Source organism: Algoriphagus pacificus, assembly GCF_017254845.1.
In the GTDB taxonomy this organism is placed as follows: domain Bacteria; phylum Bacteroidota; class Bacteroidia; order Cytophagales; family Cyclobacteriaceae; genus Algoriphagus; species Algoriphagus pacificus.
The window spans coordinates 178,552-204,746 of sequence record NZ_JAFKCU010000007.1; the positions used below are offsets into that span (position 1 = coordinate 178,552).

General features: G+C 39.3%; 29 protein-coding genes. 15 read left to right on the plus strand and 14 right to left on the minus strand.

Annotated elements, in window-relative coordinates:
* Positions 1-34: 34 nt before the first annotated feature.
* The 10 genes from J0A69_RS20620 to J0A69_RS20665 all read right to left on the minus strand — a co-directional run bounded on the left by J0A69_RS20620 (position 35) and on the right by J0A69_RS20665 (position 8,728).
* Positions 35-406 (minus strand): response regulator, encoded by a 372-nt coding sequence (locus J0A69_RS20620; RefSeq protein ID WP_206588522.1) that lies wholly within the window; start codon positions 404-406, stop codon positions 35-37.
* Positions 407-545: 139 nt separating this feature from the next.
* On the minus strand, positions 546-1,931 hold the full coding sequence (locus J0A69_RS20625; protein WP_206588523.1) for a sodium-dependent transporter: 1,386 nt from the start codon (positions 1,929-1,931) through the stop codon (positions 546-548).
* A gap of 62 nt (positions 1,932-1,993) precedes the next feature.
* A complete protein-coding gene (locus tag J0A69_RS20630; RefSeq protein ID WP_206588524.1) occupies positions 1,994-2,929 on the minus strand; it encodes an SDR family oxidoreductase in 936 nt (311 codons plus the stop codon).
* Positions 2,901-3,746, minus strand: coding sequence for a peptidylprolyl isomerase (locus J0A69_RS20635; RefSeq protein ID WP_206588525.1), 846 nt, complete (start codon positions 3,744-3,746; stop codon positions 2,901-2,903). The genes J0A69_RS20630 and J0A69_RS20635 overlap by 29 nt, the downstream gene beginning before the upstream one ends.
* A gap of 3 nt (positions 3,747-3,749) precedes the next feature.
* Positions 3,750-4,685, minus strand: a complete 936-nt coding sequence (gene hemC, locus J0A69_RS20640; RefSeq protein WP_206588526.1) for a hydroxymethylbilane synthase — start codon at positions 4,683-4,685, stop codon at positions 3,750-3,752.
* Positions 4,682-5,590: a 30S ribosomal protein S6--L-glutamate ligase gene (gene rimK, locus J0A69_RS20645; protein WP_206588527.1), complete on the minus strand. Its 909-nt coding sequence runs from the start codon at positions 5,588-5,590 to the stop codon at positions 4,682-4,684. The genes hemC and rimK overlap by 4 nt, the downstream gene beginning before the upstream one ends.
* 32 nt (positions 5,591-5,622) lie before the next feature.
* Entirely contained in the window at positions 5,623-6,069 is a 447-nt protein-coding gene (locus tag J0A69_RS20650) for an ATP-dependent zinc protease family protein (RefSeq protein ID WP_206588528.1), read from the minus strand.
* 1 nt (position 6,070) lies between these two features.
* Positions 6,071-7,204 carry a DNA polymerase III subunit gene (locus tag J0A69_RS20655; RefSeq protein ID WP_206588529.1) on the minus strand — a complete coding sequence of 378 codons (1,134 nt, stop codon included), beginning with the start codon at positions 7,202-7,204 and terminating at the stop codon, positions 6,071-6,073.
* 12 nt (positions 7,205-7,216) lie between these two features.
* Positions 7,217-8,413 carry a GlmU family protein gene (locus J0A69_RS20660; protein WP_206588530.1) on the minus strand — a complete coding sequence of 399 codons (1,197 nt, stop codon included), beginning with the start codon at positions 8,411-8,413 and terminating at the stop codon, positions 7,217-7,219.
* A 69-nt stretch (positions 8,414-8,482) separates the two neighbouring features.
* Positions 8,483-8,728, minus strand: a complete 246-nt coding sequence (locus J0A69_RS20665) for a type B 50S ribosomal protein L31 (protein WP_206588531.1) — start codon at positions 8,726-8,728, stop codon at positions 8,483-8,485.
* A 182-nt stretch (positions 8,729-8,910) separates the two neighbouring features.
* On the opposite strand from J0A69_RS20665, the gene J0A69_RS20670 reads away from it, so the two are divergent.
* From J0A69_RS20670 to J0A69_RS20685, 4 genes are all read left to right on the plus strand, one after another.
* Positions 8,911-10,611 carry a hypothetical protein gene (locus J0A69_RS20670; RefSeq protein WP_236033048.1) on the plus strand — a complete coding sequence of 567 codons (1,701 nt, stop codon included), beginning with the start codon at positions 8,911-8,913 and terminating at the stop codon, positions 10,609-10,611.
* Positions 10,612-10,669: 58 nt separating this feature from the next.
* Positions 10,670-12,502 (plus strand): ABC transporter ATP-binding protein, encoded by a 1,833-nt coding sequence (locus J0A69_RS20675; protein WP_206588532.1) that lies wholly within the window; start codon positions 10,670-10,672, stop codon positions 12,500-12,502.
* 26 nt (positions 12,503-12,528) lie between these two features.
* The gene (locus J0A69_RS20680) at positions 12,529-12,894 is read left to right on the plus strand and encodes a hypothetical protein (RefSeq protein ID WP_206588533.1); all 366 of its coding nucleotides are present in this window, start codon (positions 12,529-12,531) and stop codon (positions 12,892-12,894) included.
* A 132-nt stretch (positions 12,895-13,026) separates the two neighbouring features.
* Positions 13,027-14,565, plus strand: a complete 1,539-nt coding sequence (locus J0A69_RS20685) for a YifB family Mg chelatase-like AAA ATPase (RefSeq protein WP_206588534.1) — start codon at positions 13,027-13,029, stop codon at positions 14,563-14,565.
* Positions 14,566-14,568: 3 nt separating this feature from the next.
* Here the strand turns inward: J0A69_RS20685 and J0A69_RS20690 are convergent, their stop codons facing one another.
* On the minus strand, positions 14,569-15,414 hold the full coding sequence (locus J0A69_RS20690; RefSeq protein ID WP_206588535.1) for an MBL fold metallo-hydrolase: 846 nt from the start codon (positions 15,412-15,414) through the stop codon (positions 14,569-14,571).
* Positions 15,411-15,800, minus strand: a complete 390-nt coding sequence (locus J0A69_RS20695) for a PAS domain-containing protein (RefSeq protein ID WP_317194891.1) — start codon at positions 15,798-15,800, stop codon at positions 15,411-15,413. Before J0A69_RS20695 ends, J0A69_RS20690 begins: the two co-directional genes overlap by 4 nt.
* Positions 15,801-16,041: 241 nt before the next feature.
* Here J0A69_RS20695 and J0A69_RS20700 point away from each other — a divergent pair, with 241 nt between their 5' ends.
* From J0A69_RS20700 to J0A69_RS20710, 3 genes are all read left to right on the plus strand, one after another.
* Complete coding sequence (locus tag J0A69_RS20700) at positions 16,042-16,782, plus strand: MBL fold metallo-hydrolase (protein ID WP_206588536.1); 741 nt, start codon at positions 16,042-16,044, stop codon at positions 16,780-16,782.
* An 89-nt stretch (positions 16,783-16,871) separates the two neighbouring features.
* Complete coding sequence (locus tag J0A69_RS20705; protein ID WP_206588537.1) at positions 16,872-17,237, plus strand: cupin domain-containing protein; 366 nt, start codon at positions 16,872-16,874, stop codon at positions 17,235-17,237.
* Between the two features lie 15 nt (positions 17,238-17,252).
* Positions 17,253-17,693 (plus strand): DUF2214 family protein, encoded by a 441-nt coding sequence (locus tag J0A69_RS20710; protein ID WP_206588538.1) that lies wholly within the window; start codon positions 17,253-17,255, stop codon positions 17,691-17,693.
* A 237-nt stretch (positions 17,694-17,930) separates the two neighbouring features.
* Here the strand turns inward: J0A69_RS20710 and J0A69_RS20715 are convergent, their stop codons facing one another.
* Complete coding sequence (locus J0A69_RS20715; RefSeq protein WP_206588539.1) at positions 17,931-19,031, minus strand: trans-sulfuration enzyme family protein; 1,101 nt, start codon at positions 19,029-19,031, stop codon at positions 17,931-17,933.
* A gap of 164 nt (positions 19,032-19,195) precedes the next feature.
* On the opposite strand from J0A69_RS20715, the gene J0A69_RS20720 reads away from it, so the two are divergent.
* Genes J0A69_RS20720 through J0A69_RS20730 form a run of 3 tightly spaced genes read left to right on the plus strand, consistent with a single transcriptional unit; the run spans position 19,196 to position 21,194 of the window.
* Positions 19,196-19,726 (plus strand): RNA polymerase sigma factor, encoded by a 531-nt coding sequence (locus J0A69_RS20720; protein ID WP_206588540.1) that lies wholly within the window; start codon positions 19,196-19,198, stop codon positions 19,724-19,726.
* A complete protein-coding gene (locus J0A69_RS20725) occupies positions 19,723-20,409 on the plus strand; it encodes a hypothetical protein (protein ID WP_206588541.1) in 687 nt (228 codons plus the stop codon). The genes J0A69_RS20720 and J0A69_RS20725 overlap by 4 nt, the downstream gene beginning before the upstream one ends.
* Positions 20,410-20,435: 26 nt before the next feature.
* Positions 20,436-21,194 (plus strand): hypothetical protein, encoded by a 759-nt coding sequence (locus J0A69_RS20730; RefSeq protein WP_206588542.1) that lies wholly within the window; start codon positions 20,436-20,438, stop codon positions 21,192-21,194.
* Positions 21,195-21,261: 67 nt separating this feature from the next.
* Here J0A69_RS20730 and J0A69_RS20735 read toward each other — a convergent pair whose 3' ends face one another.
* Complete coding sequence (locus J0A69_RS20735; RefSeq protein WP_206588543.1) at positions 21,262-21,738, minus strand: DUF4293 domain-containing protein; 477 nt, start codon at positions 21,736-21,738, stop codon at positions 21,262-21,264.
* 101 nt (positions 21,739-21,839) lie between these two features.
* Here J0A69_RS20735 and truA point away from each other — a divergent pair, with 101 nt between their 5' ends.
* The 5 genes from truA to J0A69_RS20760 all read left to right on the plus strand — a co-directional run bounded on the left by truA (position 21,840) and on the right by J0A69_RS20760 (position 26,146).
* Positions 21,840-22,598 (plus strand): tRNA pseudouridine(38-40) synthase TruA, encoded by a 759-nt coding sequence (gene truA, locus J0A69_RS20740; protein WP_206588544.1) that lies wholly within the window; start codon positions 21,840-21,842, stop codon positions 22,596-22,598.
* A gap of 6 nt (positions 22,599-22,604) precedes the next feature.
* Complete coding sequence (locus J0A69_RS20745; RefSeq protein ID WP_206588545.1) at positions 22,605-24,377, plus strand: ABC transporter ATP-binding protein; 1,773 nt, start codon at positions 22,605-22,607, stop codon at positions 24,375-24,377.
* Between the two features lie 39 nt (positions 24,378-24,416).
* A complete protein-coding gene (locus tag J0A69_RS20750) occupies positions 24,417-24,998 on the plus strand; it encodes a hypothetical protein (RefSeq protein WP_206588546.1) in 582 nt (193 codons plus the stop codon).
* Positions 24,999-25,523, plus strand: a complete 525-nt coding sequence (locus J0A69_RS20755; RefSeq protein ID WP_206588547.1) for a hypothetical protein — start codon at positions 24,999-25,001, stop codon at positions 25,521-25,523.
* Positions 25,524-25,618: 95 nt separating this feature from the next.
* On the plus strand, positions 25,619-26,146 hold the full coding sequence (locus J0A69_RS20760) for a hypothetical protein (protein ID WP_206588548.1): 528 nt from the start codon (positions 25,619-25,621) through the stop codon (positions 26,144-26,146).
* Positions 26,147-26,195: the final 49 nt, after the last annotated feature.

Consider the following 26,195-nt stretch of genomic DNA (forward strand, 5'->3'; position numbering starts at 1 on the left):
AAAATTTAGCAATTCTCCTGCCAAGTGAAATTTTTCAATTCAGATACGAACTCCCTTTTAGTTTGGCTAAATGATATAAATCCCAAAAATCTATCGGTTTGGAAACCAAAGAATCAAAGGCAATGGGGCTGATACTTCTGTAATATTCCACATCTCCTGCCGTGAAACCAATGACTGGGATTGTATTCGAGTTAGTGTTTTTCTTAAGATTGGCCAAAAGTTCAATGCCATCCATTTCAGGCATCATGATATCAGTTAGAATCACATTAAAACCATGATCCGACTCCAAAACTTTCAATGCTTCCATACCATTGTGAGCTATCACAACGGAGTCGTTTGATCTTTCAAAAATTCTTTGAAGGATCAAAAGGTGTATAGCATCATCATCGACAACTAATACGCGCATGGCTTTGGGGTGATTTGAAATCAAATACTTTTTCAAGTATATGAAATTCAACTCATATCACAAGCTTTGAGACAATAGATTGCGATTTAAAATAAAAAAAGGGAGCTGTTTAGCTCCCTTTTCGTTGAATATCAATTTTTTATGCTGCTTGAGGATCTCCGAAAATCCCAACCATGTTCAAAATCAATAGAATAATCACCAAAGGACAAACCCAACGAATGAAGAACATCCATCCTGTTCTGAAAAATCCCTTGAATCCAGGAGCTCCAGATGCTAATTCATCTGCATAATCAGATATTTTCTGACCCCATCCAGTGTATAAACTTAGCATCAAACAGATCACAATTACGGCGAATGTACCGAAGATAAAGTCCATGATTCCAAAGAAGCCTTCCAGTTTGTTTCCGAAGAAATTCAAATGAAAAGAGTGGAAGAAATTACCTGGTATTTGAGAAAGCGCAGAAGGAACAGATAGTGCCATTGCAGAAACACCTACAATCCAAGTTGCTTTCTTTCTACTCCATTTTCTATCGTCGATCAAGTATGCAACTGGAACTTCCAACATGGAAATCGTGGATGTCAATGCAGCTACCATCAAAAGAATAAAGAATAAACCACCGATGATATTACCACCTGGCATTGCGTCAAAAACCTTTGGTAAAACGTCAAATACCAATGCTGGACCAGCTGCTGGATCTTTTCCTGGAAGCAAAGCAAACAAGGCTGGAAAGACCATTAATCCACCAAGAAGAGCTACGGAGGTATCCATGCCAGCAATCCAACCAGAAGATTGAATAATATTGGCGTTTTTAGGCAAATAAGAACCAAATGTGATCATCAAGCCCCATCCAACTGACATTGAGAAGAAAGCCTGTCCCAAAGCCTGTAATACTACTGCAGCGTTGATTTTTGCAAAATCAGGTTTCAAATAGTACTCAATCCCTGCTTCAGCTCCTTCTAGAGTCACTGAGCGACCTGCAATGAATATAATGATGATGAATAAAACTGGCATCAAGAACTTTGAAGCCTTTTCGATTCCTCCAGAAACACCACCCAATACAATCAGGATGGTCATCATAATAAAGATGAATGTCAATGGAATAACATACATCGGCGTTTCTACAAACACCTCAAAATCTACAGGGATATTGATGATTTCTGTAAAAATATACCCTACTGTCCATCCAGCGATAACTGAATAGTAGCTAAAAACAAAAAAGCAGACCAATACACAAAGTACGCCTGCTATCTGCCAAAATTTATTTCCGCCTGTCTCACGAATCGCCCCGATTGGATTTTTGCCTGATCTTCTACCTAAGGCAATCTCGTTAAACAACAAAGGAAGAGCGATAAGTAATACGCAAAGGATGTAAACAAAAACAAAGGCTCCTCCTCCGTTTTCACCTACCAGGTATGGAAATCTCCAGATGTTTCCAAGACCTACAGCCGAACCAGCTGCGGCCATGATGAACCCGAGGCTTGACCCCCACTGACCTCTTTCTTCGGTGTTTGGACTTGCTGCCATAGATAAATGTTGAATTAAATTTGAGTGAAACTAAAGTTAACTAATGGGTAATTTTCTCGATTTTACGAGCTGGCTAAGATAATTTGTTTTGATAAAATAGCAATTGCCGTTCGGAAAGTTTTAGGCTCGAAGCCAAGCTCTTTCCTAGCTTTTTCGATAATAAAGCCAGTTGTCAAAGGCCTTTTAGCCGGCTGGGTAAATATTTTGGAATCTACTTTGGTTATCAAGGACTTATCCAGATCGAAATATTCTGCCGTCATCATCGCCATTTCATAGGGGGTTAAAAAATCAGGTCCTGAAATGTTGAAAACACCAGTCGCTTCTTTTTCAGCGATTAGAATACAACCCTCAGCAAGATCTTCAGCTAAGGTTGGTGTTCTGAACTGATCATCTACCACCTGAATATTTTTCCCAGCTTCCAAAGAAGACTTAACCCACAAAATGATATTTGTACGGCTCATGTCATGCGCAATCCCAAAAACCAAAACTGTCCGAGCGATAGACCATTTGGTAGTAGAAGCTTGAACCATTCGCTCAGCCTCTAATTTTGTTTCACCATAATAATTTACAGGAGCAGGTATTGCATTTTCATCAAGAGGTCCCTCTTCCCCAGAAAAAATAAAGTCTGTAGAAACAAAAATAAAATGAGCCTTGATCGCTTCAGCGGCTTTAAGCAAGTAACCAGTTGCGTTGACATTCACATCATAAGCTGCTTCCTGATTCAATTCACACTCGTCAACATTTGTCATGGCGGCACCGTGAATCAGGATATCTGGTTTGGTTTCCGCAATTACTTTTTTGACCTGGTCTTCGTCAGTGATATCTAAAGAAACAAATTGAAATCCCTGAAGCGGTAAACGACTTTCGCCCTTTCCACATCCTATGATTTCAAAAGTTCCTCTTTCCAAAAGTAAGGCTACCAGTTTCTGACCGAGTAAGCCATTCACTCCTGTTATAAATATTTTCGGCTTACTTTTTTGCGGGATACTGATACCCATATTCTTTTTCTATTTTCTTTTTAGACATTTTTTCGATAGTCACAGTCATGTAAACCGTCTCCAAAGGAACATCACGGTTGCCTGTTGGCTCAGCTGCGATTTTCTCCACCACATCCATTCCACTTATTACTTCCCCAAACACAGTATATTCTCCATCCAAATGAGGCGCACCTCCGATGGTAGTGTAAGCTTCGGTTTGTTCTTTAGAAAAGTCCTTTGTCAACTTTACATTGAGAGACTCTTCTATTTCAGCTCTCTTAGAGACCAATAAAGTAGTCAAACTATCAAATTTACGCTCATTGTATAAGCGACTGTATTCATCTTTCAAATCGGAATTACTTCCCAGTTGAATGTATTTGAGAAATGCCTCCTGAAGCAAAACCATATCTGTCTTCAAGGATTCCTCATCATAAACTTCACCAGTGACAATGTAAAATTGAGAACCATTAGATCGGCGCTCGGGATTAATACTATTCCCTTGACGCGCTGCCGCAATCATCCCTTTTTTATGAAAATGATTGGAACGTATCTCTGCAGGAAGTGTCGGCCAAACCGCTGGAGGAAGTCCTTCTTTGGTAAAAACATCTCCTCCTTGGACCATAAAACCTTTGATGATTCTATGGAATTCAGTTGAATCAAATCTTCCTGCCTCTGCCAAAGAAATAAAATTTGATTTGTGTTCTGGGGTATCGTCAAAAAACACAGCTACTATTTCGCCGTGTCTAGTTTTGATCTTGGCTACATAATCTTTTTCACTGGCACAGGCGAAGGTGCTGGCCATTACCAAAGCAATAATGATTAGGTTAAAGAATCTCATTATTTATTCAATGTTTTTTTTAATCTCATCAAGAATTGTTTTGCCTCCAGCAGCAAAAACTTTTTCAGCCAATTGTTCACCTAATGCCTCAGGGTCACTTTTAGAACCGGAAACTGTAATGCTAATCCGCTCAGATCCATCAAGACTGACAATTCCTCCTTCTAGGACCACATTCTCTCCTTCTGTCTTTGCCAAGGCAAAAACAGGAATGCTGCATCCTCCCTCCAACACCCGCAAATACGCTCTTTCTGCCCTCAGCTTAATTTCAGTTTCAGTGTGATTACAAGCAGAAATAATTTGATTTTTGATCGAATCATCCAAACTCTTTGCTACCTCGATCGCAACCGAGCCCTGTCCTACTGCAGGAGTAAATTCCTTCAAATCAAGCTTTTGGACAATCATTTCATCGTATCCCATCCGGTGAACACCCGCATAGGCCAACAAAAGTGCGTCACAGAGTCCTTCTTCCATTTTCCGGATTCTGGTCTGTAAATTCCCTCTGACCTCTACGGTTTTGACATGGGGATAAAAATGCTTCAAAGTGGCAACTCTCCGAGTAGAAGATGTGCCAAGCACCAAAGGCTTGCTGGCATCTGATAGATTTAAATCTTTTTTATGGGAAGCAATGACGTCATTTTCTGTTTCACGTTCTGTAAACGCAATGATTTCAAAGCCTTCGGGCAAATTGGATTGCATATCCTTAGCGCTATGAACAGCGATGTCAATCCTTCCATCATGCAATTGATCTTCTAACTCTTGGGTAAAAACTCCTTTACTTCCAATTTTAGAAATAGAAACATCAAGTACCTGATCTCCTTTGGTATCAATGATGACAATTTCAGTTTGAAGCCCTGCTTTTTGAAGTAAACTTTCCACATAATAGGCCTGCCAAAGTGCCAATTTGCTACCTCTGGTGCCAATTTTGATCAAATTACTCATTGATTATTTACGCTTGTTGAAGTCTTTTTCTTGACTTTCTCTTCTATGAATTTCACTATTTCGCCAGCGATATTGACGCCAGTTGCCTTTTCGATCCCTTCCAATCCCGGAGAGCTATTCACTTCTAGAATCAATGGTCCTCTGGCAGACTGCAACATATCCACTCCGGCCACATCCAACCCTAACGCTTTCGCAGCACCCAATGCTGCGGCTTTTTCAGCTCTTGAAAGTTTGATAACCGTAGCCATACCTCCACGATGCAAATTGGATCTAAATTCTCCTTCTGCACCTTGGCGCTTCATGGCTCCAACTACTTTTCCGTTCACAACAAATGCACGAATATCAGCTCCTTTTGCTTCTTTAATGAATTCCTGAACTATTATCCTTGCTTTTAAGCCGTGAAAAGCCTCAATAACAGATTGTCCAGCTTTTTTGGTTTCTGCCAAAACTACTCCAAGACCTTGGGTTCCTTCCAATAGTTTGATGATCAAAGGAGCTCCTCCCACATGTTCAACAATCTGTTTTTCGCCTCCTTTGGAAAAATTAGTAAAGGCTGTTTTAGGCATTCCCAAGCCAGCTTTGGATAAAATCTGTAAACTTCTGAGTTTATCCCTGCTTCTTACAATCGCTTGGGAATTCACGGCTGCAAAGGCTCCCATCAATTCAAATTGACGAACCACGGCAGTTCCGTAAAAAGTGACAGAAGCTCCGATTCTAGGGATAATAGCGTCTACACCAAGAACTTTTTCTCCTTTGTAAATAATGGATGGTCCTTCTTGCTCAATGATCAAATCACAAACACTGTGATTGATGATCAAAGCCTCATGACCAGCTTCTTGAATAGCCTGGAAAAGCCTTTTGGTAGAATATAAATTGGGATTCCTCGAGAGGATAGCAATTTTCATGTGATAGTGTTTTTCAAAACCCAAGTTTCTCGTTAGAACTTGGTTTTTTGACGGTAAGTTTTGGCAAGATTATAACCTGATACATCCACTAGAAACCTGTTTCTAAGGATTTTTCTTCCTAGCAAAATGGCATTGCGCATGCTAGATCGATCCGAAAGCGTAAATTCTGCGGGATATTCCTCCCCTGCAAATTTGAAGGTTATTTCTATTAAATACCTTATTTCTGCCTGACCAAAAGAATTTTTGACCTTTTTTTCACGGAATTTGTCAAATGTCAAAAGTTTCCCGGTATATCCTTTCAATCCAGGCATCAAAACCTGGAAAGTCAATTTCTTTTTGCCTTCTTCTTCCACCACCTGGATATTTTCGGCATGGATGCTACTGGTATAGGCTCCTGTATCTACTTTTGCCCAAACCAGTTTCAGATCAAAATCCGGGATAGAAATCTTCTCTTTTCTTCCTATGATTTTCTTTTCCATCTTAATTGGTTTTTGCCATCGAAAGCAAGACTTTCATGGATAGATCTGTAAAAATCATTTTTGGGTTGCCATTTCTTTCCAAATGGTAATGAGCCTCGTTGAAAGACTCATAAAGCTCTAAAACGTGATCCTCGCTCAGCACTTTCCCGCTGATTTTTTCTATGAAACTTCTGTCTTCACCAGTGGTTCTTAGCAACTCATTTAAGTCAACGTTTTGAAGCATGATTTCTCTCAAAACGTTAAGCCCTGTCAATATTTGAGACTTTTGAGCTTCTTTATCAGCTTTTTGGAAATCATCTGCAAGCGAGAAAAGATCTTTCAGTTTTTTGCCATAACATAAAGCAAACCAATTTCTGATTTTGCTGATTTGCTCGTCCTCAACTTCATTGACCATCCGGTAGGCTTCACGGAGATTTCCATCTGCGAGCATCGCAATCTGAGCTGCGGTTTTTGGATCACTCAGGTCTTTGTCCACCAAATGAGCCGTAACTTCCTCATCCGAAAAAGCCCTCACCATCACTTTTTGAGTCCTGGATAGGATTGTTGTCAACAACTGATCTGGCTGAGAAGTAATCAGCATAAAAACCGTTTTTGCAGGCGGTTCCTCGATGATTTTCAAAAGTGAATTTGCCGCAGATGGGTGCAAATGCTCTACTCCCCAGATCATCATGATTTTATAACCTCCTTCAAAAGACATCAAGGACAAAGACTGAATAATCTTCCTAGCTGCTCCTTTTGAAATATTCAGTTGCTTCTTTTCAAAACCATTGAAATAGATAAAATCATGCATGTTGCCATAAGGATGCTCTAAAGCAAAGCTTCTCCAATTGGCTAATTCATTATTTTTCTCCTCCTCATTGTCCGAGTCTTTCTCTTTTGCAATAGAAGGAAATGCAAAATTCAAGTCAGGAACGATCAGCTTTTCCATTCTTTTGCAATAGGAGCATTCTCCACAAGAATCAGTAGGACCTGGATTTTGGCAAAACAAATAGGTGGACAGAGCCAAAGCCATGGTCAAACTTGCAGAGCCTTCAGGACCATGAAAAAGTAATGCATGCGCCAAATGGTTATTTCTGACGGCATTGATCAAATTCTCTTTTGTTTCGGGCAAACCCGGTATATCAGCAAAACGCATGTTCTAATTTAATCAGGAAGATAGCTCCCAAATTCTATAGGTTTTGGTTAATTCAAAAATCCAGTGGAGGATTTCTTCATCTTTTTTCGTCCATTCAACTTTTCTTCTTGCCATGACAGCCTTGGCAGTTTCTACAAACTTGGCAAATTGATAAGTGGAAAGTCCTTCAGAACCTCCCCAAGCAAAGGAAGGAATGAAATTTTTAGGATATCCTCCTCCGAAAATATTAGCTCCTATCCCAGTTACCGTCCCTGTATTAAACATGGTGTTAATACCACATTTGGAATGGTCCCCCATCATCAGACCGCAAAACTGCAGTCCTGTATTGCTGAAGCCACCTTTGGTATAATCCCAAAGTTTAACAGGCGCATAATTGTTTTTGAGGTTACTCGTATTGGTATCAGCCCCTAAATTGCACCATTCGCCAATGACTGAGTTTCCCAAGAAACCCTCATGGCCTTTGTTGCTAAAGCCAAAGATCACGGAATTAGAAATTTCACCACCAACTTTGGAAAAGGGACCGACGGTAGTGTCACCTCGGAGTTTAGCACCCATGTTCACTGTCGAGCCTTCACATAAGGCAAAAGGGCCACGAATGAGTGAACCTTCCTGGATCTCTGCATTTTTACCTATATAGATTGGGCCATTTTCAGCATTTAAGATTGCTGCTTTTATTACTGCTCCTTCTTCTATAAATATATTTTCAGGAGAATAGACTTTCGTAAAGGGGTCGGTGATTTCAATTGATTTTCTTCCCTTGGTGATTAGCTTGAAGTCAGATTTGATTTGTTCTCCATTCAACTGAAAAATATTCCAGGTTTTTTGAAGTAAAACTGGATCGAAGTCTGCCTGAATGATTTCTTTTTCTTTGGCCTTGTCCAGATTTTTTTCTGTTTCTCCGATAAAGCTCGCCAAAAGGGTTTTTCCGAAAAATAGTGACTGACCCTTCTTCAGCTGCTGAATCGCCTTCCAAGAAACTTCATCAGGAAGCCATGCACCATTGATGGCCAGGTGATCTCCTTTTGATCTGGGAAACTTATCCTGAAGGTATTTTTGAGTAAAATAAGAAACCTCCAAATTGGCGAATTGCTGCCATTTTTCTGAGATTTTCAAAATGCCAACACGGATATCTGCAACCGGCCTGGTAAAAGTAAAAGGAAGCAAAGATCCGCGAATGGCCGGATCATCAAACAATAAGAAGTTGTCCATGTGGCAAAAATAAAAAAGTCTCCCGGAATCCATGCTCCGGGAGACTTTTTCGAGTAAGAAGTGCTAAAATTACTTCTTAGCGTATCTTCTGTTGAATTTCTCAACTCGACCAGCTGTATCAAGCATCATTTTCTTACCAGTGTAGAACGGGTGAGACTGAGAGCTCACTTCGATTTTGTACACAGGATATTCGTTTCCATCTTCCCAAACGATTGTTTCGTTGGTTTCGATAGTTGACTTGGTCAAAAACTTGAACTCGCTAGAAGTGTCATAGAAAACCACGTCTCTGTAGTTTGGATGAATATCGGCTTTCATTGTATCGTTAGTTTTATAGTACCTTTTTCAAATGAGGCACAAAGTTATCCTTTTTCAGAAAATCCACCAAATCTTTATCAAGTATTTCTGAATGAATTATTAAAAATCAGGGATTTTCGAATCGAAATTCAAAAATACTACCTTATTTTAAGAGTTGTACGCTTTTTTTCAGCCATTCACTGATGCAAAAAATATCTACCCCCTCCAGAAGCATTCACCTGCTTTTCCTTCTTGGCATTCTTTTTCTACCTTTTTTGGGGCATGCCCAGGGTTCTTATATTCCTTATAATAGAGATTATTATCACCTGATTGATCGCTATGAAATTTTAAGAGGAGTGAATAATCCTGTTTTCCGAAGCGGAACTAAACCTTATCGAAGGGATGATGTCGCAGCATTTCTTGACAGTTTGGCAAATGATGCTGTGATCCAGTCTCGCTCAGACGAATTTAATTTAGCTTACCTGAGCCAAGACAATTGGGAGTTTGTAAGCAGAGAAACACCAGAATCTAAAAAACCTTTCTTGAAAGGCATCTACAAAAGACCCGGTGACTTTGCACATTATTATAGTGAAGATTTTGACATTCATTTGAGTCCTGTGATTTACCTCAATGGGGGATTGGAACCAGACAACGATCAAAATCCCAATAGACTTTCGCGGGGAATTGTACTTCGTGGGTCGATTGATAAAAAAGTTGGCTTTTATACTTATTTCACTTCCTCGGAAGCTTTTTTTCCTAGCTGGGTAAAAGGATATGCTGAATACAATGGAGCCGTACCTGGTGAGGGATTTTGGAAAGAATACAACTCCAATGGCTACAGCTATTTTTCAGCATTGGGACATGTCAGTTTTGACATTACCAAACACATCCAAGTTCAGGTAGGACACGACAGAAATTTCATCGGTGAGGGATATCGGTCCTTCCTTCTTTCAGATTTTTCCAATCCTTACATGTTTGTCAAATTCAATACTAGGATTTGGAAATTTCAGCTGACAAATATCTGGACTCAAATGACTGCGGATGTGGATTATGGTAGAGGCCGCCCTACAGATGGAAGATATCCTCAGAAATGGTTTTCTTTCCATAGGTTGGGATTTAACGTGGGTAAAAAAATCAATCTAGGGTTCTTTGAGTCGGTCATGACCGATAAAGCAGACTTTAATTATTTCAATCCAATTGTGTTCTTCCGTTGGGTGGAACAATCGCTTGGCACTCCCGACAAGGTCATGCTTGGTTTGGATGGCAAATGGAATCTTTATCCTGGAATGCAGCTCTATGGTCAGTTTGCTCTAGATGAGTTTGTCTTTTCTGAATTCTTCGGGCAAGATGGTGAAGGCTCTAAAAGAAATAAATACGGAATCCAAGCCGGCTTTAAATACATCGATCTATTTTCTCTTCCTAACCTAGATTTACAGCTTGAGTACAATTCGGCAAGACCTTATACTTTCCAGGAAAAAGTAGATTTCCAATCTTACAGCAACTGGAGAACTCCATTGACGCACCCAAGAGGAGCTAATTTCAGGGAGTTTTTGGGGATTTTAAGGTATCAACCCATCCCTAAACTGAATTTGACATGGATAAATATGTTCCAATTATATGGGGCAGATCCGGATCAGGAAACAAACTGGGGAGGAGATGTTTTGAAAAACAGACTGGAAGGAAGCCCGACCGGACTTTTTGGAAATTATATTGGCCAAGGAATAGAAAATAAGATTTTACAAACCAATCTCAACGCCAGCTACATGCTTCGGCACAACTTCTTTATTGATGTATCCCATACCTATAGAAGAAGAACAGCTCAGGATTTAGATAGCCCATCGGCAAACAACTACATGCAATTGGCATTTAGATGGAACTTCACAAGACCAGATTACAATTATTAAGAAAAACTTACGCGATCAATTTTGCGTAACTTGCGGAATTATTCCATAACTCCCGTTTATGAAGACTTATTTACGAATCTTATCCTATGCTAAACCATACGGCAAGTTCGTACCCATTTATATTTTCTACGCGTTCTTTTCTATCGTTTTTGGTTTGCTCAATTTCACGTTGCTCAAGCCATTATTTGATGTAATATTTGAGCAAGTGGATCCTGAATCCTTGGCAACTTATGCTAGCAAGCCAGAATTCAATTTTTCAGTAGACTATTTCACCCATCTTTTCAATTACAACTTTCTGCAGGTGGCAGAGGAGTATGGTAAAATGGGGACACTTTATTATGTCTGCATCATCATCGTAGTTTCAGTTTTCCTTTCCAATCTATTCACCTATTTATCTGGAGTTGTGCTTGCGAAAGTTCGAGCTACGGTAATCAAGCGGATGCGAATGGACATCTTCGAACAAGTCAGTTTATTACATATCGGTTACTTTTCAAATGAAAGAAAAGGCGACTTAATGTCTAAAATGACTAACGATGTTCAGGAAGTTGAAAACACCATTGTGCAATCCTTGCGAGTCGTTTTTCGCGAACCAGCAACCATAATCCTGTATTTCGCAGTACTGTTTTTTATGTCAGTTAAACTGACTCTGTTTACAATTTTGATCATTCCTATATCTGGTGCCATCATCGGAGGAATTACAAGAAGACTTAAAAAGAAAGCTGTCCAAAGCCAGCAGTCACTGGGAAGAATCGTCAATATTTTAGATGAAACACTTGGAGGAATGCGAGTCATCAAAGCATTCAATGCAGAGGGTTTTATGCGGTCAAAGTTTGATGAAGAGACGGATTATTACGCCGGAGTCAATGTCAATATGGCCCGTAAAAACGAATTGGCATCTCCTATTTCCCAGTTCTTAGGAGTTTTTGTAGTGGCTGGGATCTTAGTCTATGGAGGTAGCTTAGTATTAAGCGGCAACTCAGATTTAGGTGCTTCGGACTTTATTACCTACATCATTATTTTCACTCAGGTTTTAAATCCTGCCAAAGAAATTTCACGGGCTGTCAGCAGCATTCAAAGAGGAATTGCCTCTGCCGAAAGGATTTTCACAGTAGTTGACACACCAACAGAAATCTCTTCACCAGAGAGACCAATACCTTTATCTGAGTTTAAGGATGGGGTTGAACTCAAAAATGTGAGCTTCGCCTACCAAGACACTTTAGTATTAAAAGAAATCAATTTTAAACTGAATAGAGGAAAAACCATCGCTTTGGTAGGCCCATCCGGTGGCGGTAAATCAACACTTGCTGATTTAGTCCCTCGGTTTTATGATCCAACGGAAGGCGAGATTTTGCTGGACGGTAAAAATTTAAAATCCTTTGATTTAAAAGAACTTAGATCTTTGATGGGAATAGTGACGCAAGAATCGATTCTATTCAATGATACAGTCCATAATAATATTGCATTTGGTGTTGAGAATGCAACCACTGAGCAAGTCATTGAAGCTGCTAAAATTGCCAATGCACATCAATTTATTTCCCAAATGGAAAATGGATATGAAACTTCTATTGGTGAAAGAGGATCGAAACTTTCTGGAGGTCAAAGGCAACGCTTAAGTATTGCTAGAGCTGTCCTAAAAAACCCGCCCATTTTGATTCTTGATGAAGCAACTTCGGCTTTAGATTCTGAATCAGAATTGCTAGTTCAAGAGGCTTTGACTAAGTTGATGAGCAACAGGACTACTTTGGTGATTGCCCATCGACTGAGTACAATCCAACATGCCGATGAAATATTGGTAATTGAAAAAGGTAAGATCGTCCAGCGTGGCACTCATACTGAATTGATGGAGAAAACAGGTCTTTATCAGAAACTTTCGAGTATTCAGTCGGTTTAGTATATTCGTAAATAAAATTAGTTGAAATGAAAAAATTCCATCAGTTTACCCAGATAGCCTTGTTGATTTTCTTCCTAGTCTATCTCATCTTTTTCATGGCTTTTGACACGCTAGGAGGAATGTTTGGGATGGATGAGATCACCTCAGACGGCTTAGTAAAGATTCTGCTTGTCGGATTTATATTGTTTATTCTTTCTTGGTCTGCAGCTTATTTTGCTATGAAAAAACAAGCTGACCTTCTTACCAAAAAAGAAGGAGAAATGGATAAGTTGAAAGCAAAACTCTATGATTTAGATCACCCAAATACTCCTGAAAAACCATCATCTCCCGCTTCAAAGCCAAGTGAAACGGACAGTTCTGGAATCAAGCCACGCCAGAACTTCACAGAATAGGGAACTCACAAAGAATTAAGAACTGAGCTTAACTTTATTCTATAGGCTAACAAAATTTTAAAGTGAAATAAGAGTTTAATTTTCGCAAAATCTTATATTAAGGAAACCAATTCGGTTTCCTTTTTTAATACTATGGTAGCTAAAACTTTTGGATGTGCAGTTTCAGGTGTAGATGCAAATCTTATCACCATCGAAGTGAATGTTGGACAGGGAACAAGCTTCTTTATGGTTGGCCTTCCCGACTCAGCAGTCAAAGAATCTCAACAACGAGTAGAATCGGCGCTCAAGTATTTTGGATACAGAATGCCAAGGCAGAAAATCGTCATCAACTTAGCCCCTGCAGACATAAGGAAAGAAGGCTCTTCCTATGACCTGGCAATTGCAATGGGGATTCTGCAAGCTTCCGAACAAGTTGAGTTTCCAGAATTAGACAAATACATAATAATGGGTGAATTGTCTCTAGATGGACAACTCAGACCTATCAAGGGAGTTTTACCCATTGCTATTGAATCCCGAAAAAAGGGATTTAAAGGTTTTATACTTCCAAAGGAAAATGCCAAGGAGGCATCTATTGTAAATAACCTGGACATTATTCCTGTAGAATCATTAGAGGAAGCGTCCCAGTTTCTTCAGGGAGAACTTCACATTGATCCGCTGGTCACTGATACGAGGGATATTTTTTATCACTCTTTGAATGAAAGTGAATTTGATTTTGCTGACGTTCAAGGACAAGAAAATATAAAAAGGGCGATGGAAATTGCGGCTGCTGGAGGTCATAATGTCATCATGATTGGACCTCCTGGAGCAGGTAAAACCATGCTTGCCAAACGACTTCCTTCAATTTTACCTCCTTTGACCCTTCAAGAAGCATTAGAGTCAACAAAAATTCATTCAGTCGCAGGAAAACTTGGTAAAAACGGAAGTCTTTTGGCTCAAAGACCTTTTCGAAGTCCACACCATACTATTTCAGATGTGGCATTGGTAGGTGGAGGAGGAAATCCGCAACCTGGAGAAATATCTCTAGCTCATAATGGTGTTCTTTTTTTGGACGAGCTTCCAGAATTCAAAAGAACGGTTTTAGAGGTAATGCGCCAACCGCTTGAAGAGCGGAAAGTCACTATTTCCCGAGCAAAAATCTCTGTTGATTACCCAGCAAACTTCATGTTGATAGCTAGCATGAACCCCTGTCCATGCGGGTATTACAATCATCCAGAAAAGGAATGTGTTTGTGGACCAGGGATTGTGCAGCGATACTTGAATAAAGTTTCTGGGCCTTTACTTGATCGCATCGATCTACATGTAGAAGTGACGCCTGTAAAGTTTGAAGAAATGACCTCCATGAGGAAAAGTGAATCCAGTCAAGCAATTCGCGAGAGGGTGATTTTAGGAAGAGAAAGACAAAATCAGCGATTTAAGGATAATCCTGAGGTTTTTTGCAATGCAATGATGCCATCTCATCAAGTAAAAGAAGTTTGCCAAATCAATGAAGCAGGAAAAGTGCTTTTGAAAACCGCCATGGAACGCTTAGGCTTATCTGCTCGGGCTTATGATAGAATTTTAAAAGTTGCCAGAACGATCGCAGACATTTCTGGATCCGATTCCATAAAAGTGGAGCATCTTGCCGAAGCTATTCAATACAGAAGTTTGGATCGGGAAGGATGGGCAGGATAAGGATTATTCTCCTCCACCGAGGTTGTAAACAGAGCCTTCTTTGCAAAGCTCAACGACAAATTGAGGATTTTGAATCGCTATACTTTCCTTAAAAATCTCTTCCAATCTTTCGTCGGAATTTAAAGGATCATGGTGAAAAATCCCTAATCTTCTTACCCCGCAGAGTCTTCCAAAATCAATTGCTCCGTCAATTGAACTATGCCCCCAGCCTATCCTACTTTGGTATTCGGCGGCAGTATACTCTCCATCGTGCAACAATAGATCGGCATTTCTGGCAAGCTCAAAGCCACTAGTCCACTCGGGATCGTATGGGAAATTAGCAGAGCCTAAAGCCGGCTCATGATCTGGCATGTAGGTAAACACACATTCTCCATCATCAATTCTATAACCCAAAGTTGGTCCCGGATGACAAATGTAATTGGACTTGATCTTCAATTCTCCGATTTGAAATTCAGAATTGTCAATTTCATGAATGACAGGATGATTTGGCAATTCATTCATTCTCACTGGAAATAAAGGCGGTGAGAAATACCTTCTCAATCTATGAAGTAAAGGCTCAACAGTAGTTGAAGGTCCCCATAAATGAACGGTTACATCAGGATGATAGAGAGGCTGAAAAAAACCTAATCCCATCGTATGATCAATATGGAGGTGAGTCAAAAGGATATGGATCTCTTTAAATTCTGGTTTGAGAAATTTCCCTAATCGCTGAATCCCAGAGCCTCCATCTAAAACAATACAGGTATCCTTATACAAAACCTGGACACAGGATGTATTCCCTCCATAAACAATATTTTCTGGCCCCGGAGATGGCAAAGACCCCCTACAGCCCCATACTTTTACTATCATGAGAAATTAGAGTTCCAAAATAGCGCCATTGCTCCCAAAAATCTATCCGGTCTACCTTCGACGGGAAAAGAGGTAACAGTAATAAAATGCTTTTCTCCTTTCAGATTTTTGATATAAAATGAGCCATGAGCAGGTTTACGGTTAGTTAAGGTCTGAACCAATGGCAATCCTTCAGGCGGTAGTGGATTACCTTCTACATCTGTGGGTAAAAAAACTGTTGCCCATTCATCCACCTTCATACTTCCTGTCTCTCCAAATCGAAGTCCTAGAATGGCCTCAGCTGGTTCATTATAGAAAATCAAAGTTCCTTCTGTATCTACCAAAAAAACAGGCATACTAAGACTGTCTGCAAATTGTCTACCCAGAATCATTTCAATTGGCTGCACTGAATAAGTCTTTTAGTTGAAAATGCGAAAAGTGATAGAATATAGTAATTATTTTATAAAATTATTTTGTCAACTGTTCAATTTCACAAATCATCTACTTATTTGCTAGGAATATGCAGTGAATTATTTCTTTGAGAAGATTTGAGAACCTTTCAACAATAGGCCTAAAAAATGGTTTCAGTAAAACATCTTGTATATTCAATCAATACTCAACATGAATATTTCAACTAATTTAATCAATATGAAAAAATTAACTATACTATTATTTCTTATTTCATCTACAGTCTTTGGTCAGGATATCATCTCCACCAGTGCTGGTGCTGTCAAAATCAGCCCTATTCTTCATGGAACGGTAGTTTTTGAATTTAATGGCAAAACAATTTACGTAGATCCATATGGTGGAGCTTCGGCTTTCGAAGGTCAGAAGAAACCTGATTTAGTTTTAATAACTGATATCCATGGTGATCATCATAGCCAAGAAACTTTGGATGGACTTGATTTAAGCATGGCTACAATAGTGGCTCCTAAAGCAGTTTCTGAAAAGCTTCCAATTGGAAAAAGTAAAGGTATCATCACAATTAACAACGATGAAACCAAAATGATTGAAGGAGTAAGTGTACATGCATTACCTATGTATAACCTACCCGAAACTGAGGATAGCAGACATCCAAAAGGAAGAGGAAATGGGTATGTTTTGACCATGGGAGATAAAAAATTCTACTTATCTGGGGACACGGAAGATATTCCTGAAATGAGAGCCTTAACAGATATTGATGTTGCCTTTGTTTGCATGAATTTGCCCTATACCATGGATGTGGATCAGGCAGCTGATGCAGTAGCTGAATTCAAACCTACAATTGTCTATCCTTATCACTATAGAGGAACTGAAGGGCTGAGCGATGTGGATAAATTTAAATCACTTGTCAATTCCGTAGCTCCAGGGGTTGATGTTAGATTGAGGAACTGGTATCCGAGTAATTAATTTTCTTTTTAGAGGCAGGTTTTCCTGCCTCTTTTTTTTGAATTAGGTAAAAACATGTGTACTTAGAATTTTCTAAAAATGCCTAACTAATGACACCACAAAAAGTAATTATCCAAGAAAAACTTGCTTCCTTTTCTGATTATTGGAACCCAAGAATCGTCGGAGAACTAAATCAACAACATGTAAAATTGGTGAAATTCAAAGGGGAGTTTGTGTGGCATCACCATGAGAACGAAGATGAAATGTTCTTTGTGGTCGAAGGAGAGTTTGACATGGAATTCAGAGACAAAACAGTTCACTTGAAAAAAAATGAGTTTCTGATCGTTCCAAAGGGAGTTGAGCATAGACCTGTGGCAAAGGAAGAAGTTTCAGTGATGCTTTTCGAGCCAGCAACTACTTTGAATACTGGAAACACACAAGGTGAATTGACTAAAAATAATTTGGAAAGGATTTAATCAAGCCTGGAAATCATGACTTTAGAATTGCTACTTCGATATTTCCACTTTATAAGTGTTTTTACGATAGTAAGTTCGCTAGTGGCTGAGCATTTACTTTTGAAATCAAAAATGACTCGCCAAGAATTAGTTAGAATTGCTAAAGTTGACTCGGTTTATGGTTTGGCTGTTTTAGTATTGCTTGCTGCTGGATTGACTTTGTGGCTTGGGGGATACGGCAAGCCAACAGTTTTTTATAGTGAAAATCCAATGTTCCATTTAAAGCTTGGTTTATTTGTTTTGATTGGAATTCTATCCATTTACCCAACTGTGTTTTTTATCAAGAACAGAAAAGGAAATGATGAAGATTCTATTTCGATTCCAAAATCAATTTTTTGGATGATTAGACTTGAGCTACTTTTGGTGTTCCTGATTCCTATTGTTGCAGGGCTGATGGCAAAGGGTATTGGCTCCTGATCTACTAAATCCAAAGTTCTGACTGTTTGCATTTAAATATTAGCATTTCACATCAATTCTTGGATTTTTCATACACATTTTGGCTATTTTCACTGGAAAACACAAAAAAAATTATAAAACGCAGTTCATATCCAAAAAAAAGTATTTAATTTATTATTAAATCAAATGAGTAAAAGTTGATTGAATCACCACCTTAAGTTCCCTTAAGATTACAAGGCTGCATTTAGCAGCCTTTTTTTATTTTAAGGCCTGATCCAAATCTTCTAATAAATCGTCTAGGTGCTCCAATCCAACTGAAACCCTAATCAAATTTTGTGGAGTCAAGGTATCTGGACCTTCAGAAGCAGCTCTTCTTTCAATTAGACTTTCAACACCTCCTAAGCTAGTGGCATTCGTAAAGTATTTCAACTTGCTTATAACCAAATCAGCTTTGGCTGCATCACCTTTTACCTGAAAAGACAAAATCCCTCCAAATCCAGTCATTTGCTTCGTAGCAATTTCATGACCTGGATGTTCTTTGAAGCCTGGGTAAAAAACCTTTTCCACCCCTTCATATTGAGAAAGAAAATTTGCCAAAACCATCGCATGTTCCGCATGTCCTTTCATGCGGTATGGCAATGTTTTGATGCTTCTACACAAATAATAACAATCCATAGGAGAAGGAACCGCTCCACCAGTAGTTTGCACATTTTTCACTTTTTCCCAAAAAGCATCTTTTACTTTGGTCACCAAGGCACCACCAAGAATATCCGAATGCCCACCAAAAAACTTGGTGCTAGAATGCATGACTATGTCAGCTCCCAAATTCAATGGGTTTTGAAAAACCGGGGTAGCGAAAGTATTGTCACAAGCCACGATCACATTTCTCTTCTTTGCCATCTGAGCAACCGCCGAGATGTCTGTGATTTTAAGTAAAGGATTGGAGGGAGTTTCAATCCAAACCAATTTAGTGTTAGGCTGGAATGCATTTTCTACTGCTTTCAAATCTGTCATATCCACAAAGCTCGCTTCCAAAACCCCGGCAAAAAGAGTCAAAATCCCCTTTTTCAATCCATGATACATATCATCTGGCGCGATAATATGCGAACCAGGTTCTAACGCTTGAAATACTGAAACACCTGCTGCATTTCCAGATGAAAAAGCCGCCGCATCTTCACCCATCTCCAAAGCAGCCAATAATTTTTCCAAAGCAGCCCTATTTGGGTTATTGGCTCGGGAATAGATCATCGAATCCGGCTGATGGATAAAAGTCGTGCTTAAAGCGATCGGTTGGACCACCGGTTTTTCCGAATCTGTTACAATATTTCCACAGTGTATGGCGAGTGTTTCGAGCTTCATAGTTGAATTCAACTTTGTTAATACTTCCAAATAATCAAGTCTGAAATTACTACTATTTCCCTTCCTGCCGAAAATATTTCATAAAATGCTCTTGGGTAAAAAAAAATTAATGCCATTCCAACCATTTGGTATTAGTCGCCCTCTTTAGGGTAGAGAACGATTCAATGACGAACCAATTTATACATCCAGACCTGATCACAAAAGTCATCAATAATGACAGGTCTGCCCAATTTCAATTATTTGAATTGACTAAAGGGATGCTGTTTTCTACCTGCTTTCGAATATTAAATGACGAGGAGAAAGCGAACGACGCCTTGCAGGATGCTTATGTGGAAGTATTTCAAAAAATCAGAACACTAAAACACCCAGAGGCAATCCTAGTATGGATGAAAACAATTACTGTAAGAAAAGCAATTCACGCCAGTAAAAACCGGATTCAGTTTCAGGAAATTGGTGAAGCTGCCTTGTCAGTTTCTGAAAAGTTTGACTCATGGTTTGATGCAGAATTATTGGATCAGGCGATTCAAAGTTTACCTGATGGAGCTCGGGCTGTTTTCACATTGATTGAAATAGAGGGATATACTCACAAAGAATGTGGGGAGATGTTGGGAATTTCAGGTAACACCTCAAAATCCCAATTGAATTATTCCAAAACCTTATTAAAAAGAAGAATCACAAAACTACTCCAAGCATGATGGAAAAAAATCCAAAAGCAGATCTCTGGAGTAAAATCCAGGAACAAAAAGATTTCGATTCTCAGGTTAAAGCCCATATCGAAAATCTTCCTCAAAGAATGCCGAAAGTAGATCTTTGGAATGCCATTGAAAATAAACTGGAAGACAAATCGCCAATCATTCCGATCTGGAAATACGGAATGGTCGCAGCTTCTATGGCTTTTATACTAGCACTTTCAGGCATTGCTTATTTGGGATGGGAAGAAAAAAATGTAGAACCACCTTTGGTAACTGAGGTAGTCTCAGAATCTCCCAAACCGAATGTTACTGATTCCAAACCCGCAATTGAGTCTCAAATCATAGAAGAAATTCCTGAACCCATTAAAATCAAAGAATCTTTACCTGAGCCTGCTCAAAATAATGAAATCAAAAGGAATGGAATGTCACCAGTTGAAAAACCAACTATAGCACTTCCAGAATTGGATTTAACAAAAATCATTGCTTCAGAAGTGATTGTACCCGAAAGGCAGGAAATTGAATCCGCTCCAACACTTCATCGTGTGACTGTTTCTTGGGGTCTGCAAGACAAAGTTAAATTGAGAGCAAACTTTGGCGGAGTAAATCCTGAAAGTGCTCCAATCCAACAACTAGGAAGAGCGTATGAAAAAAGGAATTCAATAAAGATCAAATTCAAAAAAGACTAAATACCTAAACTTCTTACTATAAAATCATGAAAAGAATCATACTAGTTTCTTGCCTGACTCTGCTATGCGCAATTCAAACCTATGCACAAACGGTAGAAAACGAACTTCCAAAAAATCAGCAAGAATGGCTAGACCGAGATTGGCCAGTAACTGACACCTTGATTTTCGATCTCCCAAATGAAAGCTCATTAGTACTTTACTTCAATAATACCGAGTTCACCGCGACAGAACTTACAGAACAATTCGAGCCATTACTTCGAAAAGCGACAGATTTTCCAGAATTCACTACAATTGCTTATAGACTTGGAGAGCAATTTTCCAACACTTCACTGAAGCATGTAAAATATCAAATTGAGAAAAAGTATGTTCCCTATGTCGATAGTCTAGAGATGACATTCCCAGTTGGACTGGACTTCACGGGTGGGGATTTCACGCCAGTAGTAGGATTCAGAGCGCATCTTAACTGGAGAAACTTTTCTTTGGGAGGTTCTATCACCAATACGATTTATTTTCCTGAAAGAGTCGAAAACAATGTCAAAGTGAACAGTAATTGGTTTGCAAACGCTGAATTTGCTTGGGAATTTGGAAATCTACAAGGTCCAAGAAGAAATACCTTCGGGATTGGATATTTGGTGAATCAAGATCAAAGTCAGCTTTTTTCAGGAACTACCATGCAGGCATTTTATAAAAGAAAGCTGAATAAAAATATTTCCATTCAAGTTGGAGTAATCAGCACAGAAAACTTCAAGACCTTCTACCCGACTGTAGGAATCAGATTTTGGTAAAAACTTCAAATTGAGCAAAAAAAAGGGCCAGCTAAAACTGGCCCTTCTTATTTGTAAAAGTTAAATCTTATCTGATTCGATCCACCGAACGGACCAGCGCTTCATCTTTTCGGATAAATCTATTGGCTAACATATTACAAACCATTGCTGCTAATATCGCCCAAAATCCGACTTTATAACTACCACTCTCAGTAAGTCCGAGATCAGAGTTGATGCCTTTGGTCGTTAAAAACACAAGAGCAACCAAGCCAACCATCAAGAGCGAGTTCACCATGTTGAACATCATCTGACGGCCTCTATTTCTATATTGGAATATGGAGATAATAGCTAAAAATCCAACAAAGGCGGCTAAAGCAGCGATATACCAAGTGGAATCTGAAGAAATAATTTCACCAGAAGCCGAAGTATGGTTCATAAAAAGAGCCGAAAGAGAATAGCTTTCACCAGAAGCTGCAATTTCCTGAACCCATAAATCCATGCTAATGGTCAATCCCATTGCAACTGCCACCAAAAACAAGAATATTGTTTGAACGCGTTGAATCATATCTGTCTAATTTTTTGGCAAATTAACAGGCTTAAAAGATCAATACCAAGGATTACAGGAATCTCTCCCTCTTTTGCTGCGGAATAGTATCTTTGCACCCGATGAATAGTTTCAAGAGATATTTTCTCGAATTAAGCTACAAAGGCACCCCGTTTCATGGGTGGCAAATTCAGGGAAATGCATTTACTGTACAGGAATGTATTGAATCTGCGCTTTCTACCTATTTCAGGAAACCTGTGACAATCATGGGTAGTGGGCGAACTGACACGGGAGTCCATGCTTCCATGCAGGTTTGTCATTTTGATATGGAAGAGGAGTTTGACAAGGAAAAATTTCTGAGAGCTATCAATGGAATTTTGCCAAAAGAAATCGCTGTTTCAGCAATCAGGCCTGTGAAACCAGATGCGCATGCCCGATTTGATGCGGAAAGCAGATCTTATGTTTACCGGATCATTTTCCAAAAAAATCCGTTTCTGGATGAAATAGCCTGGCTAAGTTACTTTACTCCAAACGTGGAGAAAATGAATTTTGCAGCTGAAGCCTTATTAAAACATGAAGATTTTGAATGTTTCAGCAAGGTCCATACAGAAGTCACTCATTTCAGATGCAAAATTAAATCTGCCCATTGGGAACAAAAGGATGGTGAATTGTTATTTCATATAACTGCCAACCGTTTTTTGCGTGGAATGGTCAGGGCTATTGTAGGAACATTGATGGAAATCGGATTGGGGAAAAGGGAGCCTGAGGAGATGGAAGAAATTATTTTATCAAAAAACAGAGCAAAAGCAGGAAAATCTGCACCAGCAAGAGGGCTTTTTTTGAGCCGGATTATTTACCCAAACCAAATCTATTTAGACTAAGAGATTTTGAGCCTAGAGAAAGAAAAACATTCATCCGGTGAAATAGTAGACACCCAGGTCCTGAAGCAGCTTTACAATCACGTCAAGCCTTATCGCCTGCAATTCTATTTCTTGATTTTCCTGACTATTGCGTTGGCTATTCTTGCGCCAACAAGGCCGTATTTTATCCAAATCGCAATAGATGATTATGTGGCAAAAGGTGACGGAGCTGGACTTTTGCAGATCATTTATGTTTTAGTGGCACTGATGATCCTCCAGGCTTTGGTACAATGGGCACATACCTTTTATTCGGGCTGGATCGGGCAAGTGATCATCAAAGATATCCGAACGAACCTCTACAAACATTTATTAAAATTACGACTCAAGTTTTTTGATAATACGCCTATTGGGCGTTTGGTTACCCGAAACGTATCTGATATCGAGACCTTGGCTGATGTTTTTAGTGAAGGATTAGCAGCAATCATTGGGGACTTGCTTCAATTGGTTACGATTCTTGGGGTCATGTTTTACATCGACTGGAAGCTGACTTTGGTCAGTTTATCTACCCTCCCTTTGATGATTATCTCAACTTATATTTTTAAAGAGAAAATCAAAGTCACTTTTAACGATGTAAGAAATGCTGTATCCAACCTTAACTCATTTCTTCAGGAACATATCACGGGAATGAATATCGTCCAGATTTTCAATCGGGAGGATCGAGAATTTGTCAAGTTCAAAGACATCAATAGAGAACATAGAACTGCACATATTAAATCGGTTTTATATTACTCAATCTATTTTCCTGTTGCTGAAATTATCCAGGCCATCGGTATTGGATTAGTAGTTTGGTATGGAGCGGTCGGAGTTTTAGGTATGGAAATTCAAGTGGGAATCCTGATCTCTTTTATCATGTATCTGCAGCTATTTTTCAGACCGATTCGAATGATTGCTGACCGATTCAATACACTTCAGATGGGTGTCGTAAGTTCTTCCAGAATTTTCAAATTGCTTGAAAGCAAAGAACATATCGCTAACGAGGGAAGCTTTAAACCACAAAATGTGAAAGGCAATATCAAGCTTGAAGATGTTTGGTTTGCATACAACGATGAGGAGTATGTTTTGAAAAATATCAACTTCGAAGTGGAAAGTGGCCAGACTGTTGCTCTAGTGGGTGCGACAGGTGCAGGAAAATCTTCAATAATTAATCTCATTTCCCGTTTCTATGAAATAAACAAAGGTCGTATTACGATCGATGGAAATGACATCAAAGACTTTGAGCTGGGCATATTGAGGAAACATATTGGTGTGGTTTTGCAGGATGTATTCTTATTCTCAAACACCATTTATTACAATATCACTTTAGGCAACCCATCAATCAGTAGAGAACAAGTTTGGGAAGCTGCAGATCAAGTTGGTGCCAGAAAATTCATTGAGAGATTACCCGGCGGATTGGATTATAATGTAATGGAGCGAGGAGCCACGCTTTCTGTGGGTCAGAGGCAATTGATTTCATTTGTGAGAGCCATGGTCTACAATCCAGAGATAATTATTCTGGACGAAGCTACCTCTTCTGTGGACACGGAAACTGAGGAATTGATCCAGGAATCAATTGATAAAATGATGAAAGGTCGAACTTCTATTGTGATCGCACACAGGCTTTCTACGATCCAAAAAGCAGACAAAATCATCGTCCTTCACAAAGGAGAAATCGTAGAAACAGGCACTCATGAAAGTTTGCTGGATCAAGGCGGGTATTACACCCAGCTGCATCAGATGCAATTAAAAACTATGGCTATCTAGCCTTAAAATCAAATAAGTACATTCAAAATAGATTACCACGTGAAATTCAAAATTTTAGCAATTATCCTTTTTATCCCTTTTTTAAGCATTGCACAAGAGCGGGGAATAGGAATCAGAATCGGTGAGCCATTTTCGATCACTTACAAAGATTTTATCAGCGACTATATATCGATAGAAGGTATGATAGGTAGTGCAGGGGTGAATGGAGCAAGTTATTATCAGCGAGATTTCACCAATAATCCTCCCACAACCAATTCTTTCTACATAGGTCATTCAGTTAAGAAAGGACTTTCCTTAAATGCCAGAGCTGCCTATCACGAAGATTTCACAGACAGTTTTGGGATCACGCAAGGATACTTACTGGCATATGGTGGAGCGGGCTTACAATTGAGAACCACCCGGGTGAATTACACCTATACAGTAGATCAAATCTCTGGAGCAACTCAAATGGAGGAGCGGGTAAATGCTGATTTTGGACCTGAGGCCTTTATCGGATCGGAGTATTATTTTTCAGATTTGCCGATGAATGTCTTTGCCGAATTCGGATTATTTGTGGAGCTACTGGATCGAGTTGGCCATATGAAAGCACAAGGCGGAGTGGGTGTACGTTATTTGTTCTAAATGAAAAAAAGATTTGCGATTGGTGCCCTTCTATTAGTTATAATGATGGGTGTAGGGTATTGGGGTTTTGATAAAATGGGAGGCAATAACCCCATAGAAATCAAAGTAATCGATAAAAACCCACCCACTTTAGTAGGGCTTTTTTATCGAGGGACACCACAGGATCCAGCTTTGGAAAAAGCGTTCAAATCAGTAGAGTCCCAAAAAGGCCTCCATCCCGGTAGTTTTTTACACACCATTTATTACAGTGAGCCTGCCGGCAAACTTGATACATTGGAAGTTTTTATAGGAATAGATCAAAATCTTCCCATTGCTGAATTTGAGCTGAAGGACTTTGAAGAGTCTCAATATCTTTTGGCAACTATCAGAGGGAGCAAATGGGTAATGCCAAATCCTACCACCGTTCAGGAAAAACTGAAGGAGTTTGCTTCTTCCAACCAACTGAAATTAACTGGAATATTTATTGATAAAATTGTATCTGAATCTGAGGTACAGGTATTGGCTCCGATCCAAAACAAGAATTAATTAGCTTTTTTTAACAAGGCTTGTTAGTAAAATTAACCAACCTCAGCACATTTATTGCCGTGAAAAGAATTATGTTCCAACTAAACCACACCAAAATGAGAAAATTAACTGCCATTCTTGGACTTTTCGGTCTTATCGTATTTCAGGCTTGTGAAGGTCCGCAGGGACCTCCGGGATTAGACGGCTTAGATGGATTAGACGGTGTAAACATTGTATCTGAGGTATTCGAAGTTGATGTTGATTTTACTGAGGCTAACAACTATCAAGAGATCTTTTCCTTTGATCCAGCCATTATTGAAAGCGATGTTGTTTTAGCATTTATCCAGTGGGATGCAGACGGCGCGAATCCAATCTGGAGAGCTTTGCCTCAAACAGTCTTTTTCGAAGAAGGAGTCTTGATGTACAATTACGATTTCACAAAAAATGATTTTAGCCTTTTCTTAGATGGACCATTGGATTACGGTCTATTAGGCCCAGAATGGACCGATAATCAATTGTTTAGAGTCGTTGTTGTCCCTGGAGACTTTGCCTCTTCAAGAATTGATTGGACTGATTATGAGGCAGTGACAAAATACCTAGGATTAACAGACGAAGATTTTAAAAGGATAGAAATAAAAAATTAATATGTAAATACTACCTAAACCAACAAATTACCGCAGACAGGATCTAAAC

Excerpts from the sequence above, each read along its gene's own strand:
- J0A69_RS20620 (WP_206588522.1), bottom strand. The coding sequence starts at position 406 with ATGCGCGTATTAGTTGTCGATGATGATGCTATACACCTTTTGATCCTT.
- J0A69_RS20625 (WP_206588523.1), bottom strand. The coding sequence starts at position 1,931 with ATGGCAGCAAGTCCAAACACCGAAGAAAGAGGTCAGTGGGGGTCAAGC.
- J0A69_RS20630 (WP_206588524.1), bottom strand. The coding sequence starts at position 2,929 with ATGGGTATCAGTATCCCGCAAAAAAGTAAGCCGAAAATATTTATAACA.
- J0A69_RS20635 (WP_206588525.1), bottom strand. The coding sequence starts at position 3,746 with ATGAGATTCTTTAACCTAATCATTATTGCTTTGGTAATGGCCAGCACC.
- hemC (WP_206588526.1), bottom strand. The coding sequence starts at position 4,685 with ATGAGTAATTTGATCAAAATTGGCACCAGAGGTAGCAAATTGGCACTT.
- rimK (WP_206588527.1), bottom strand. The coding sequence starts at position 5,590 with ATGAAAATTGCTATCCTCTCGAGGAATCCCAATTTATATTCTACCAAA.
- J0A69_RS20650 (WP_206588528.1), bottom strand. The coding sequence starts at position 6,069 with ATGGAAAAGAAAATCATAGGAAGAAAAGAGAAGATTTCTATCCCGGAT.
- J0A69_RS20655 (WP_206588529.1), bottom strand. The coding sequence starts at position 7,204 with ATGCGTTTTGCTGATATACCGGGTTTGCCCGAAACAAAAGAGAATTTG.
- J0A69_RS20660 (WP_206588530.1), bottom strand. The coding sequence starts at position 8,413 with ATGGACAACTTCTTATTGTTTGATGATCCGGCCATTCGCGGATCTTTG.
- J0A69_RS20665 (WP_206588531.1), bottom strand. The coding sequence starts at position 8,728 with ATGAAAGCCGATATTCATCCAAACTACAGAGACGTGGTTTTCTATGAC.
- J0A69_RS20670 (WP_236033048.1), top strand. The coding sequence starts at position 8,911 with ATGCAAAAAATATCTACCCCCTCCAGAAGCATTCACCTGCTTTTCCTT.
- J0A69_RS20675 (WP_206588532.1), top strand. The coding sequence starts at position 10,670 with ATGAAGACTTATTTACGAATCTTATCCTATGCTAAACCATACGGCAAG.
- J0A69_RS20680 (WP_206588533.1), top strand. The coding sequence starts at position 12,529 with ATGAAAAAATTCCATCAGTTTACCCAGATAGCCTTGTTGATTTTCTTC.
- J0A69_RS20685 (WP_206588534.1), top strand. The coding sequence starts at position 13,027 with ATGGTAGCTAAAACTTTTGGATGTGCAGTTTCAGGTGTAGATGCAAAT.
- J0A69_RS20690 (WP_206588535.1), bottom strand. The coding sequence starts at position 15,414 with ATGATAGTAAAAGTATGGGGCTGTAGGGGGTCTTTGCCATCTCCGGGG.
- J0A69_RS20700 (WP_206588536.1), top strand. The coding sequence starts at position 16,042 with ATGAAAAAATTAACTATACTATTATTTCTTATTTCATCTACAGTCTTT.
- J0A69_RS20705 (WP_206588537.1), top strand. The coding sequence starts at position 16,872 with ATGACACCACAAAAAGTAATTATCCAAGAAAAACTTGCTTCCTTTTCT.
- J0A69_RS20710 (WP_206588538.1), top strand. The coding sequence starts at position 17,253 with ATGACTTTAGAATTGCTACTTCGATATTTCCACTTTATAAGTGTTTTT.
- J0A69_RS20715 (WP_206588539.1), bottom strand. The coding sequence starts at position 19,031 with ATGAAGCTCGAAACACTCGCCATACACTGTGGAAATATTGTAACAGAT.
- J0A69_RS20720 (WP_206588540.1), top strand. The coding sequence starts at position 19,196 with ATGACGAACCAATTTATACATCCAGACCTGATCACAAAAGTCATCAAT.
- J0A69_RS20725 (WP_206588541.1), top strand. The coding sequence starts at position 19,723 with ATGATGGAAAAAAATCCAAAAGCAGATCTCTGGAGTAAAATCCAGGAA.
- J0A69_RS20730 (WP_206588542.1), top strand. The coding sequence starts at position 20,436 with ATGAAAAGAATCATACTAGTTTCTTGCCTGACTCTGCTATGCGCAATT.
- J0A69_RS20735 (WP_206588543.1), bottom strand. The coding sequence starts at position 21,738 with ATGATTCAACGCGTTCAAACAATATTCTTGTTTTTGGTGGCAGTTGCA.
- truA (WP_206588544.1), top strand. The coding sequence starts at position 21,840 with ATGAATAGTTTCAAGAGATATTTTCTCGAATTAAGCTACAAAGGCACC.
- J0A69_RS20755 (WP_206588547.1), top strand. The coding sequence starts at position 24,999 with ATGAAAAAAAGATTTGCGATTGGTGCCCTTCTATTAGTTATAATGATG.
- J0A69_RS20760 (WP_206588548.1), top strand. The coding sequence starts at position 25,619 with ATGAGAAAATTAACTGCCATTCTTGGACTTTTCGGTCTTATCGTATTT.